General features: G+C 65.9%; 8 protein-coding genes. 1 reads left to right on the top strand and 7 read right to left on the bottom strand.

Features of this window, described 5'->3' with window-relative positions; translation table 11 throughout:
* Positions 1–189: 189 nt before the first annotated feature.
* The gene (locus J7J50_RS11995) at positions 190–420 is read right to left on the bottom strand and encodes a hypothetical protein (RefSeq protein WP_215062843.1); all 231 of its coding nucleotides are present in this window, start codon (positions 418–420) and stop codon (positions 190–192) included.
* 48 nt (positions 421–468) lie between these two features.
* Here J7J50_RS11995 and J7J50_RS11990 point away from each other — a divergent pair, with 48 nt between their 5' ends.
* On the top strand, positions 469–1,596 hold the full coding sequence (locus J7J50_RS11990; protein WP_215057855.1) for a hypothetical protein: 1,128 nt from the start codon (positions 469–471) through the stop codon (positions 1,594–1,596).
* Positions 1,597–1,620: 24 nt separating this feature from the next.
* On the opposite strand, the gene J7J50_RS25125 is transcribed toward J7J50_RS11990, so the two are convergent.
* From J7J50_RS25125 to J7J50_RS11965, 6 genes are all read right to left on the bottom strand, one after another.
* The gene (locus J7J50_RS25125; protein WP_285222304.1) at positions 1,621–1,749 is read right to left on the bottom strand and encodes a hypothetical protein; all 129 of its coding nucleotides are present in this window, start codon (positions 1,747–1,749) and stop codon (positions 1,621–1,623) included.
* Between the two features lie 432 nt (positions 1,750–2,181).
* Positions 2,182–2,652 carry a group II truncated hemoglobin gene (locus J7J50_RS11985; RefSeq protein ID WP_215057854.1) on the bottom strand — a complete coding sequence of 157 codons (471 nt, stop codon included), beginning with the start codon at positions 2,650–2,652 and terminating at the stop codon, positions 2,182–2,184.
* Positions 2,653–2,750: 98 nt separating this feature from the next.
* Positions 2,751–4,109 carry a DUF11 domain-containing protein gene (locus J7J50_RS11980; protein ID WP_215057853.1) on the bottom strand — a complete coding sequence of 453 codons (1,359 nt, stop codon included), beginning with the start codon at positions 4,107–4,109 and terminating at the stop codon, positions 2,751–2,753.
* Positions 4,110–4,513: 404 nt separating this feature from the next.
* On the bottom strand, positions 4,514–7,111 hold the full coding sequence (locus tag J7J50_RS11975; protein WP_215057852.1) for a GEVED domain-containing protein: 2,598 nt from the start codon (positions 7,109–7,111) through the stop codon (positions 4,514–4,516).
* A gap of 927 nt (positions 7,112–8,038) precedes the next feature.
* Entirely contained in the window at positions 8,039–10,738 is a 2,700-nt protein-coding gene (locus J7J50_RS11970) for a CshA/CshB family fibrillar adhesin-related protein (RefSeq protein WP_215057851.1), read from the bottom strand.
* 390 nt (positions 10,739–11,128) lie between these two features.
* Positions 11,129–13,330 carry a DUF11 domain-containing protein gene (locus J7J50_RS11965; RefSeq protein ID WP_215057850.1) on the bottom strand — a complete coding sequence of 734 codons (2,202 nt, stop codon included), beginning with the start codon at positions 13,328–13,330 and terminating at the stop codon, positions 11,129–11,131.
* Positions 13,331–13,367: the final 37 nt, after the last annotated feature.

Genomic DNA, 13,367 nt, shown 5'->3' with positions numbered 1-13,367 from the left:
GGGCCTGAAGGCCCTCCCACGGTTGCATCGCTGTTCCCTGTTGTAACGCCGCTCCCAAAGTTTCTTCTTCCTGCCCAAGTCAACAGCGACTATGTGTTCTCAAGCACGCCGCTGTTGTGGGAGGGCCTTCAGGCCCGATGCTCGCGGCCGGCACCGGCGTCGAGATGGGCGGCGTCGACGGCGGGTTCGTCACCGGCCGCGTCGTGCCCGCGCCGCTGACCAGCTCCCACGGGCGTCCCAGGCATTGGCGGCCTGTGCGATTGCCGCCGGCGATTGGTCGGCGTTGACGAACCACTTGGCGCGATACTGCCGCACCTGGTATTCGACCACGGTGTCCTTGGCGTAGGTGTTGCCGGCGACGTAGGGATACCAACAAAGATCCGTCGCCGCGCGCCTTGCGGCACGCGCGCGCATCTTCATTCGCTTCTATGATGCGGCGGTCAAGATGAGCGACCGACATACCCGACGATGACTTCGACCGTGAAGCAAGGACGCACCGCAATCTGGCTGATCGTGCTGGCCGCCAGCGGCGCCGGCATGTACTACTGGGGCCGCCACACCGCCGCCGAAGCGCCGGCCGCGCCGAACGCGACCGCCGCAGACGCGGGCGCGCAAACCGCCGGCCAGCGCGTGGGCGCCGACGCCGCGCCGGGTTCGGCCGCGTCGATCCCCCGCTACACCGCCGGCACGGCCCGCCCGCTGCCGTCGGTGGACACGCCGCTGCGGTTGATCCTGCCGGAACTGCAGCGCCGCGCCGCCAACGAACCGGCGGCGGCCTGCCGGCTGGCGGCGGAGATGGAGTATTGCGACAGCCTGCGCCAGCGCCTGGCTGGCGCGGAAAGCGGCGTGGACAATTTCGAACGCCAGCTCGAACGCATGCCGCAGGACACGCCGCAGCAGCGCGAGCAACGCAAGCGCATGGCCGACAGCTACCAGAGCATGACCGACAAGCTGCTGACCCAGTCCGAACACTGCGCCGACGTTCCCACCATCAGCGCCGAACAACGCGCCGGCTATTGGCGCCGCGCCGCGCTCGCCGGACATCCGGCGGCGATGCGCCACTACGCCAGCGGCAACGCCTTCCGCCAGCAACAGTTGCTCGACTCCCTGCCCGCGCTGGCGACCTATCGCGGCGAAGCCGAATCCATCGCCCGCACCGCGGCCATGCGCGGCGACGCGCGCATGCTGGCGTCGCTGGCCTACGCGTACTCGCCGCGGCGCGACAGCATGCGGCGCAATTTTCTCGGTCAGGCGGTGAAGTCCGATCCGGTGGAATCGCTGAGCCTGTTCCTGCAATTGCTCGATTCGCTGCCGCCGGCGCAGCCCGACGCGGCGCCGGCCGGGCCGCGCACCGGGTTCTCACGGTCGCAGCGCGAAATGGTCGAAGCGCAAATTCGCGCGCTGACCCGCGACCTGCCGCCGGAACAAGCCAATCAGGCGCGCGAACGCGCCAGCGAGCGGGCGCAGAGCTGGAGCCGCGCCGGCGTGCCGCGCGCGCCCGCGGCCTCCGGCGAATCCGGCGCTTCGGACATGACGCCGTTTCTGCTGCAGGGCTTCGTGCCCGATATTCAGCGGCAGGAATGCGATCCGACGTAATGCGGTGCCCGGCGACCGGCTGGCTCAAGGCTTGCACGCGCCCTGGATATACGCGGCTTTCATGATCGCCGGCACTTCGGCGTCGATGACCTTGGCGAACGCCGGCACCGGCGCGGCCGGCTCGGCGGCCAGCGCGTGAGGGCTGGCCAGCATCCCTGTCGCCAGCGCCAGCAACGAAACGACGGCGGTCGCCGATGAAACGACGCGGTTGCGAACGCGGAAGCTGGGTATGGCTCATGGCGTCCTGGCGGGGTCGGAGGTCGCGGCATGAACTCGCGGCGTGGCGAACCGCGCCGGTATGAGCGCGCTGCGAGGCGAGGCCGGGCCGCGGGCCCGTCACGCAGTGGATTCGAAACACGATGCGACGCGTCGTTGCGCTGGATTCGCGGCCATCCCCCTGCCGCGTTCATGACGCCCAACGGGTGGATACGCGATGCGCACGGAAGGTTCAGGGGAAACCGATGATGCCCAACGCCGTCGCCAGAACCCGCGCTCTAGAAGAGATGCACACGCCGGACAAGGCAACAAGCCTATCGGGGCAGGCTCTTCTTGCGCCCGCGGCTTCGAATCAGGATCGCCAGGCCATCAATCCGTGTACGGGCCCTTGGCCTCGCCCCAGCCCCAGCGCGGCATCGGCGCGTCCTCATCGACCTGCGCGCCGGGCTGCGAGTTGATCACCGCCAGGCGCGAGCCCCATTCCAGGTAAGCGACCAGGGCCGAGCGGAATTCCGGATCGTCCGGCATCGCCAGTTCGTCGGCGGTGGACAACAGCAGGCCCACCCAGCGCCGGCGCTGCTCCTGGCTCAGGTGCCGGTTCAAGTGATGGCGGATCATGTTCGGATGGCCGCCGTGGCGCGCCGAATAGTCGGCCGGGCCGCCGAGCACCTCGGCCAGGAATGCGGCGACATGCGCCGGGTGTTCGTCGCTCATGTGGGCGAAGACCGGGCCCAGCAGTTCGTCGTTCTTGACGTGCTGGTAGAAACGCACGGTGAGCCGCTCGAGCGCTTCGATGCCGCCGAGCCATTGATACAACGTGGGTACGGTTCGATCCGGCATGGCCGCCAAGGTCTTCGCTGCGCGCGTCGCCGGCAACGATAAACCAAGTCGATGGCGGCGCAAGAGGCGGCGCGCGGCGTTCGCACGCGCCGCCGCCGTCAGTTCACCTGACAGGTGAAACTCAGGGTCGTGGTTTGCCCACCCGCCAGGGCGCCCAGCACGATGCCGTTCGCGCCGATCAGATCGGCCACGGTGAAACTGCCCGCCGGGACGCCGGCGCCGGTGATGTTCACCGCATTGCCGGACGGACAGGTGATGCCCGCGCCGGGCGTATCTCTGACTATTGCTCCGGTCACCGCCGTGGTGCCGTCGTTGGTGACCACCAGGGTGTAGGTCGTCGTTTGCCCCGAATTCACCGTGTCGTTGGCCTGATCCAAGGCACCGGCCGCGGGCGTATTGGTCTTGGTGATCGACAGGTTCGCCAGCATACCGTTGGTGAAGGTGCAGGCGATGTTGGCCGTCGGGGTCATCGCGGCCGCCGGCAGAACCACATTGCCGCCGCCGACGCCATTGACGGTATAGGTGGGCGTTCCCGACGGCAGGCCGGTGCAATTGATCGCGGTCAAGGCGAAGCCCGCTGGCGGGGCGGCTTCGGCAATCGTCGTCGCGGTATTGGCCGCGGCCATCACCTGGGTGGCGCCGGCGACGCCGATGCCGGGCGTGACCGTGGCGATGCTTTGCGCGGCGAAGCCGTTGCTGCCGGTGAAATTGAACGTACCCGTGCCCGCGTTGGACACCTTGGTCACGGTGACCGTGGGCAACGGACAGATCGCGGTACCGAACTGGAAATCGTCGGCCCCGATGGTATTGGCCGGTGCGAGGGATGTGGTGCCGGTGCGGTTATACAGATACACGCGCAGGTAATAGGTCGTGTTCGGTCTCAGCAGCGGAAAACGGCTCGTGTTCGCGGTGTTGTAGGTGTAGCCGGCGGCGCTGGTGACGGCCACGTTCTGGGTGATCGTCCAATAGCTGGCGAACGTGGGATCGGTGGAGACGCGCACCGCATAGCTGTAGGCCTCGGAGGGATAGGCGCCGAAACCGGTGCGCTTGAAGAACAAGCGCGCAGCCGCATTCGCCGGCGTCGTGAACTGGTATTGCAGGTAGTCGTTGCCGGTCGCCGCTTGGGCGAAGGTCGACCCCGCGCCGTTGACGCCGAGGTAGTCGTATCGGGTCGTGGCAGGAGCGACGGTGGCGGTCAGTCCGCTTCCCACCACTTCGTCGGCCGCGTAGTTGGCGACCACGCCGGGGTCGACGCCTATCGGGCTGGCGTCTCGCGGGCTGTCCCAGTAGACGACGGGGCCACCCGGCGGGTTCGCCCAGAACCCGTCCTGCCTGCGCGAGGGCAAGGGCGAAGGCCGTGGCTGGTTGTGGAACCAGCCGGCATCGAAATTCGGCGTGGCGACGCTCGCCCCTGCCGCGCATTCGCCTCCGGCGATCTCCTGTGCCGGCGCTTTCATTGGTGCCAAGGCCGTCCCCATCGCAAGCAATGCGAGCATCGATGCCGGCTGTGCGATCGCCGTTGATCCAGAACCGAAAAGACCGCGCCGGCCTTGCCCGCATGCCTGCGCGCGGGCCTGCCCGTTGCCGCGCCTGGCCTTGAAACTTGTTCCGACTCGCATGATCCCCCTCCCTGCATTGACCAGCGAGCGCTCTCGAAGCGCTGGCAAACAATATGTCCTCGCACCGTGCAGCCACGTCTGCGCGGGAACGACAAGCAAAAAGCAGCGTTATGGCCGCTTCGTGCCTGGACTGCGTAAATGTGAAAAGCGGGACGAGACCCGCCCCGCCGTGGAATACGGCGACGGAACCCTCGTACCCGCTTTAACCGGGAGCGGCCGCTGCCGGTCGCTCCGCCCCTTCGCTAGTTCACTTGGCAGGTGAAGCTCAAGGTCGTGGTTTGTCCCGCCGCCAGAGCGCCCAGCACGATGCCGTTCGCACCGGTCAGATCGGCCACGGTGAAGCTGCCCGCCGGGACGCCGTCGCCGGTAATGGTCACCGCATTGCCGGGCGGACAGGTGATGCCCGCTCCGGGCGTATCTCTGACTACTGCGCCGGTCACCGCCGTGGCGCCGTCGTTGGTGACCAGCAAGGTGTAGGTCGTCGCTTGCCCCGAATCCAACGTGTCGTTGATCTGGTCCAAGGCACCGGCCGCGGGCGTGTTGGTCTTGGTGATCGACAAGTCGGCGACGCGGCGGGTGTTGGTGTAGGTGCACACGATCGCGGTGTCGGCCGCGCCGATGGTCAGCCCGTCGGCCGGATCGGCATCGGCGCTGCCGGTGCAGGCCAAGGTGTCGTCGTACAAACCCACATTGGCTGCCGCCAAGGTCTCGGCCAGGGTGACGGTTTCGCCGATGAACACCGTCGTCGGCGTGACGTCGGCATCCAACTCGCCGGCGGCGCCTGCATCCGAATCCAAAGTATCGATGACTGTCGCGCCGCGCGAGACCGTGATCGTCGCGTCGTCGCCCACCTCGGCGCCGCTCCACTGCTTGCGCAAGGTCAGACGCGCGGTGCGCGGGGTGTTGGTGTAGGTGCACACCGCCGGATTGGTGCTGGTGATGATCAGCGTGTTGCTCTGTTGGCCGTCCGTGCCCGACAGCGTGTGGTCGCCGGTACACGCCACTGTCGTGGTGTAGTTCGCCACGTTGATCCCGGTTTCGGCCGGCAGCGTAATCGTGCTTCCCATGCTCACGACCACCGGTGTGCCGCTATTGGCGGCGGTCGGCGCCGTCGCGTTGAACGCCACCGTGTTGTTGGCGCCGCCCGTGGTCGCGCCGACCGTCACTTGATTGCCGGCCGTGCTGTCGGCCGCCCAGGCTTTGGCCAACTGCAAGGTCGCCGTGCGCGGGGTATTGGTGTAAGTGCACACCGCCGCGTTGCGGCTGGTGATGGTCAGCGTATTGGCCTGCTGTCCGTCGGTGCCAGACAGGGTGTGGCCGCCGGTACAGGCGATGGTGGTGGTGTAGTTCGCCACGTTGGTGCCCGTTTCGGCGGGCAGCGCAATCACGTTACCCACCGCAACCGTCACCGCGGCTCCGCTATTGGCCGCATTCGGTGCGGTGGCGTTGAATGCCGCGGTGTTGTTGGCGCCGCCCGTAGTCGCGCCGATGGTGACCTGATTGCCGGCAGGACTTCCGTTCGCCCAGGCCTTGGCCAACTGCAGCGTTGCGGTCGGCCCCAAAGTGATCTGAACTTGCGCGTCCTCCACCTCGCCGGTGCTTGCCGCTCCCACTGCCGTCGATATCTCGCCAGCGTCATTGGCAAGTCTCACGCGCAGCACGGATGTGCCCACCATGGTGCCGTTGGGCACGGTGAAACTGAGGCTGAAATTCTGCGTTGCCGTAGTCGTGCCGTTGTTCGGAACGTTCACTGCCGCGGACCGCTCTCCCGCATCCAGGAAGTCGCCGTCCCGATTGAAATCGATGTATCCGACGACCGATGCCGCCGAACCGCTTAGATTCAGCGCCGTGATCGGAATGGTGACCACGCCTCCAGGATTGGTCGTGATCGCGGGAATCGCGCCGATGCCGTTGTCCACGTCGCCGGTGGCGGTGGCGTTCTGCAGAGCATCGGCTTCCTCCGTGGCGCTGGCGCCCAGAAACAGGCCCGCGACAAGACCGTGGCGCGGCCCGCTGTCGGCCAGCAGGGTCTGGTAATTACCGGTCGCGGTTCCGGTACCGGTGTCGGACGCGTCGCCGAAATCGACAGGGCAACCGGCCTGGCTGGATGCGGTGATGCTCATGTCATCCATGACGAAATCGTTGCCGGAGAACGTGGTGGCGGCGTTATACAGCTCGAAACGGTAACGGCCGTCGGTAGGGACGGTAAAGGTGGATCTGGCTTCAAACCATTGCGTCGTGTTGTTGTCCGGTCGCGAGGGAAGCGAGATCGTGGAGGCATCGCCGCCAGCGACGATCGCATTCGTGGCCAGATTGCGCACGCGCACGCCGAGCCGACCAAACGTGCTGGGGTCGTTGAAGTCCACGGCATTGGCGGCCCACACGCTGATCGTGTAGCCCTGCCCCCCCACCAGCACCAGATCCTGGGAATAAAAGGTCTGGCCGAAAACGGTCTGGCCGTTGATCGTCATGAACGCATCGTCTTGACTGATCGGGCCGCCGGCGTTGTGCCCGGTGATATTTTCCCAATGATTGTTCCCCGGAAAAACATTATCGACGAAATTGCCGCTGGTCACCGTGTAATCGCCGGCCCCAGTCGGAGCGCCGGTCTGATAGGTGTAACCGTTCGCATTGGGCACCTGCGGATTCTGCATATCGCGTCGCGTCGGAGGGCCGGGCAAAGGCATAGTGCCGAAGGTTCCGCCGAATTCGTTCTTGAGCAAATTGCCGCAGGTTTGCGCATGCGCGGCCCCCACCGGCGCGAACGCGCCCGCCAGAAGGCCCAGCAGGGCAAGCTTGGACAGAGCTCGCCTGCATCCGCCCATCCACTTCGGGGTCATCCCCGTACCGTGTCCATCCTTGGGAGCCCCGGATCGCTCTATAGCTCGGCCATCAGACATTTTTTTCATTGGGACTCCCTGATCGAACCAGCTGTATTGGTCATAAATCGCGCCGTTGTCTCCAATCCGGACACCCGGTGACCGGACACGTCGGTTTCCACCTTCGAATTCCTGCTCGATCGGGGCAAAAGAAAAGCGGGCCGAAGCCCGCGTTTCCCGATCCAGCGATGACCCGCGGCGATTACGCTGCCTCCGGATGCCGAACGCTGGAACAGATAACCTGCCGCATCGCAGATCCAGGGTGCGGCATGAGCCGACTGCGCAGCAGCACCGCCAACGCGGCGAACAAGAACCACAGCCCCTGGATGGCGAGCGCGACACACCGTTATCAGCGCCTTTTTGGCTGGAGGTCCCTATGGAAAAAAGCATGGTGATCGTCCCTAACCTCGATCGTTACGGTGCGGCGGCGAACGTATCCGCATCGCCATGGAGCGGAAGGAATATCTGAACGATCACGGTCATGCGGCGAGAGAAAAATTCTTCTCCGGCAAACGAACGATCGAAACAAAGGCGCTGGACGTCTTCTGCCGAAGTGAAGCGGAACCCGCTTGTGCGGGGATGACGCGCAAGCAACGCTTCAGTTCTGCCTTAGCCCATTCAGTGTTTGCCTGCGCAACGTACAGATCAATCAGACTCGTACGAATTCAATCTGCGCGCCGCCCTGCGTCAGCGACGCGGCGGCACCGAATCGACATGAGAAAGCTGCTGTTGCGCTGCATCGTTGCCGCGCGCCGATTCGCACCGTGGGCGTTCGTGAACGTGGAGCAAGCTGGAATGAGGCGCGAGTGACCGTGAAATTCAGCGACGAAGTCCTCGCCCCCGCGACGCGCGCAGCGACCTGTGCAGGCCGCTGCGCCCCCGTCTTCGCTAGTTCACCTGACAGGTGAAGCTCAAGTTCGTGCTTTGTCCCGCCGCCAAAGCGCCCAGCACGATGCCGTTCGCACCGATCAGATCGGCCACCGTGAAGCTGCCCGCGGGAACTCCGTTGCCGGTGATGGTCACCGCATTGCCGGGCGGACAGGTGATGCCCGCGACAGGCGTGTCCCTCACCACCGCGCCGGTCACCGGCATCAAGCCGTGATTGGTCACCACCAGGGTGTAGGTGGTCGCGTCGCCGGTAGTCACGGTGTCGTCGGGCTGATCGAGCGGCCCGATGGCGGGCGTGTTGGTCTTGGTGATCGCCAGGTCCGCCTGCAGTGAGTTGGTCAATACGCAGGTGATCTCGGTGTCGTTGACGTTGGCCGTGGTCGCGGGCGTGGTGCTGGCCGCGGCGTTGGTGGAGGCGCTGGTCATCGTCGTGTAGCTGTGGCTGGTACCCGCCGTCGGCCCGTAAACCGCGCCCGAGGCGCGGTTGGTGCAGGTCATGTTGCCGGTGTAGGCGGCCAGGTTGGTGGCGGTGCCGGCGGTTTCGCTCAGGGTCACCGCGCCGCCCAGCGGGACGCTGTGCAAGCCGGTGGTGCCGCCGTTGCCCTGGTTGTTGGCGGTGAACGCCGCCGTCGGCGCGGGGTTGATGGTCAGGTTGAACACTCCGCCGTCGGTGACCGGCACGGTCACCTTGTCGAGGCGCAGGCGCGGCCTGAGTTCGATGGGGTAATCCTCGACCTCGCCGATATTCGCCAGCCCGGTCGGGCTGCCGACGGGGGCCGCGTCGCGGCCGATGCGCAGGCGCGCATAGCTGTTGCCGGCCACGTAGTCGTTGCCGGTCGGAAGAGTCCAGTTGAGGACGGCGCTGGCGGCGCCCGCGGCGAACGTCGCGCAAGCTTCCTCGGCGGTGTTGTCGCCGAAGCTGCCGCCGCGATCGAGGTCGATCCAGCCGCAGACCTGCCCGCCCGACGCGGCCGTCGCCCCCAGCGGCACGGTCAGCGAATAGCTCGTTGCGGTCCCTTCGATCGCAGGCAGCGTGGCGAAGGCGGCCTCGTCGTCGGGCGTCTGCCCGGTCGTGTTGTCCACGCTCGCCGCCACATTGCCGGCCGGGGTGATCACGGTGGTTGTGTTGACGACCGTGGCGTCGTTGTCCACCGTCGCCCCCAGCATCTGCGGGTTGGCGTTGCTGGGCACGCTGAGGGTGAAGCCGGCGCCGAAAACATCGACGGATGCGCCGGGAGCCAGCGAGTCCGCGCTGTAGGTGGGATTGAGCATATGCGCGGCGGTGCCGTAGATCGACGGTGCATCGCCGCCGTCGACGGGAATGACCAGGCCGATGGCGATGATGCTGCCGCCGCCGGCGTTGAGGCGCCAGTTCGTCACGACTTGGCGGTTGGCGCCGCTGTACGCGCTGGGGTTGAAGCGCAGGAAAGCCGTAGCCATCGGCCCTGCGGCGCCGCCGCCGACGCAAGCCGCACTGTTGGGCCCGGCCAACCTCAGAGTCTGGCTGTCGGCGCTGAGGGTCGCCGTATAGCCCTGATTGCAATTGACCCGCATCCGCTCGGCCACGTGCCAGACGCCATCGGCCGTGCCCTGTACATATTCCGTGTTGTTGGGGGCGGGCTCCTGCGGTGAAAAACCGGCCTGCTCGCCGTCGGCCATGATCAAGCCCGGAATATCGTAAGGCGCCCCATTCAAGGTCGCGGAGCAGGTGATCGTGAAGGTTTTAACCGCGCCGCCGATATCGATGCCATTGATCAGCTGATTCGCCGTGCCGGTACCGCCGATGTTGTAGAGGTTGTCGAGCAGATCGCCGCCCCACTGGCCTGAGCCCCAGGCCCAGATGCCCGGCGCGCCCACCAATGTGGTGATGTTGTTGAGCGTGCAGGTGACGGCCAATGGAACGCCGTTGACCGTCACGTTGGCGATCGAGCGATTGCCGTTGGCCAGGGGCGCGCCCAGCGTGCCGTTGCCGGTGGTGGTGCCGCTGGGATCGCCCCAGGTAAGCCACAAAATCTGGCTGCGATAAGGACTGCTTCCGCCCGTCGCCCAGGCCGCGGCCGATGCCATGGAAGGCGACAACGCTACGCAGAGCGATAGCAGCGCCGCGGCGAATCCGGACTTACCCGCCGCCAGCAGCTGGCAACCGCGACGCCAGCGATCCGACGATGCCACGACGGCGAAAGCCAAGGAGCGGCTTATGCCGCCAATACCTTGCACGCCCCGGCGAGCGAAACTTCGGCAAGCCTGGGCCGGTTGCGGCGCAGGCAGCGCCGAGCGGATGAACGGGACCTCATCCGGCGCCCGCGTACCGCCGCTCTCGCCGTGGCCGCGATCGGCCCAGGACGCCTCGCGGTTCCCTCCCTGCGTCCGAGCTTCGACACTCGACGGTTGCGAACGATTTTGGCTCATGGCCTCTCCCCCTGAAACCGTTCGATCGGCGGACGAACGGATGTGTTCCTTCCTGTATCTCGATCGGCGGGAAAAACCGGACATGCCTGAAACCGGGCCCGTCCAGGCCCTGCCCGCGCGCGAACGGGCAAGAAACGCCGCGCAAAAGAAAAGCGGGCCGAAGCCCGCTTTTTCCGAAATCCAGCGATGACCCGCGGCGATTACTCGGCCACGACGCCCTCGCCTTCTTCCACGGCCTTCATCGACCGCATCGCCATGAAGCGGAAGGAAGGTCTGATCGATCGCCGTCAAGCCGCGAGCGAAAAATTCTTCTGCGGCAAGCGAACTATCGAAACAAAGGCGCGGGACGTTCTCCGCCGAAGTGAGGCGAAATCCGCTCGCGCGGGATTACGTGCAAGTAGCACTCCACATCTGTCTTAGCCGATTCAGTGTCTGCCTGCGCAATGTATGGACAATCAGACTCGTACGAATTCATCTGCGCGCCAAGCGTCAGCAACGCGGCAGCACCGAATCGACATGAAGAAGCTGCCATTCGGATGCATAGTTGCTGCAGGCAGCTTCGCCCCGTTTGCGAACGTGGCGCAAGGTGGGACAGGCGTGCTTGGCCCTGCAATGCAGCGACGAAGCGCTCTCCCGAGACGCGCGGAGCGACCGGTGCAAGCCGCTCCATCCCCGTTTTCGTTAGTTCACCTGACAGGTGAAGCTCAAGGTCGTGCTTTGTCCCGCCGCCAGGGCGCCCAGCACGATGCCATTCGCGCCGCTCAGATCGGCCACGGTGAAGCTGCCCGCCGGCACCCCGTCGCCGGCGATGGTCACCGCATTGCCGGGTGGACAGGTGATGCCCGCGCCGGGCGTATCTCTGACGATTGCTCCGGTCACCGCCGTGGTGCCGTCGTTGGTGACCACCATGGTGTAAGTCGTCGTTTGCCCAGAATTCACGGTGTCGCTGGCTTGATCCAAGGCACCGGCCGCGGGCGTATTTGTCTTGGTGATCGACAGGTCGGCGATGCGATGGGTGTTGGTGTAGGTGCATACGATCGCGGTGTCGGCCGCGCCGATGATCAGCCCGTCGGCCGGGTCGGTATCGGCGCTGCCGGTACAGGCCAACGTGGTGTCGTACAAACCGACATTGGCTGCCGCCAAGGTCTCGGCCAGGGTGACGGTTTCGGCGATGAGCACCGTCGTCGGCGTGGCGTCGGCATCCAATTCGCCGGCGGCGCCGGCGTCGGAGTTCAAAGTGTCGAGCACCGTCGCGCCGCGCGAGACCGTGATCGTCGCGTCGTCGCCCACTGCCGCGCCGCTCCACTGCTTGCGCAGGGTCAGGGTCGCGGTACGCGGGGTGTTGGTGTAGGTGCACACCGCCGCGTTGCGGCTGGTGATGGTCAGCGTGTTGGTTTGCTGGCCATTGGTTCCGGACAGGGTATGGCCGCCGGTACAAGCCACCGTCGTGGTGTAGTTGGCCAGAGCGGCGCCGGTTTCCGCCGGCAACGTGATCGCATTGCCCACACCCACGGTCACCGGCGTACCGCTGTTGGCCGCCGTCGGCGCCGTCGCGTTGAAGGCGACCGTATTGTTGGCGCCGCCGGTGGTCGCGCCGATCGTCACCTGATTGCCCGTGGTGCTGTTCGCGCCCCAGGCCTTGGCCAGCTGCAACGGGGCTCCCGGCGTGTTGGTGACCGTGCAGCTGTAATCGTGATCCGTGGCGATCGCCAGGGACCAGTTCGGCGCCGTTCCGGTAACGGCAACAGCGGCGCCCGTATCGGTGTCCGTGCAAGCGATCGTGGCGGCATAGGCTGCCAGCGTATTGGTCGAGCCCGCGGCCATCGCGTCGCGGATGGTATAGGTCGCGTTCTGCGAGACCGGCCAGTCCGCCGTGGTCGCGCTGGTAGCCGCGCCCGTGGTCGTGGCCGAGGTCAGCGTCGTGTTGGCGGTGTTCACCAGGCTCACCGTGAATTGGTCCGCCGCCGCGGCCCGGCCCGCGACCGACTTGATCACCGTTACCGTCGGTACGCCCGCGTCGGCGCAGCGCGCGCCGTCGTTCTGGGACGAAACGGGACCGGTCGCGGCGAGAATCCCGCTGGGAGTGCCCGGACCCGTGACATCGACCCGGAAAATCTTGCCATTGCCGTTGTCGCCGATATACAGATAGTCATTGGAGTCGGTATACGACGCACCAAAACCTGCGGTGGAGACGGCCCCGTTGGGGATGCCCGCGATCGGTCCCAGATCGGTGAACGTGCCGTTACCACTGGCGCCGGGCGTGAAACGTCCCAGGCGCGGCGTCGCGGTGGGATTGGCGAACGACGTCATGGCGAAGTAGAACGAGCCATTGATCCACGACCAGTCCCCCATGAAGGTTCCAGCCGTGTAGGCAAAGGTGCCCTGGCGGATAACCGTGCCATAGGTCGCAGAGGCCGGGTTCGAGAAATCGATCTCCTTCCAGGCAGTTGGATTGTTTCCTCCGCCGGTGGACGACCAATAATGGCCGGCATCGTCGAAATCGCCCATGTTGCTGCCGGCCTGGGTCGAGACCACGGTCGTGGTCAGATCGGAATTGATGCGGACTATGCCGCCGCCCCCCGAAGTCACTGCGCCATAGAAATAATTGTCGAGCGTGTTGTAACCGACGCCATTGACGCTGATCGGCATGTTACCTACCGGCGTGGCGACACCCGTGGCCAGATCGACCGAAGTCACGGAGTTGACGCCGGATGCCGAACGCTGGAACAGATAGCCTGCCGAATCGCAGGTCCAGGGCGCGGCAAGAGCCGACTGCGGCAGCAGCACCGCCAAGGCCGCAAGTAAAGACAGCCCCCGGAGCTGCGAGCGCGGCGCGGCGCTCCCGACTCTGTTTTGGCCGAAAATCCAGATTGAACCGCGCATCGATATTGCCTCAACTAAGTCATATGTGCAGGGGCGT

This window comes from Lysobacter sp. ISL-50 (genome assembly GCF_018612875.1).
Classification (GTDB): domain Bacteria; phylum Pseudomonadota; class Gammaproteobacteria; order Xanthomonadales; family Xanthomonadaceae; genus Lysobacter.
This window is presented reverse-complemented; position numbering and strand designations above follow the sequence as displayed.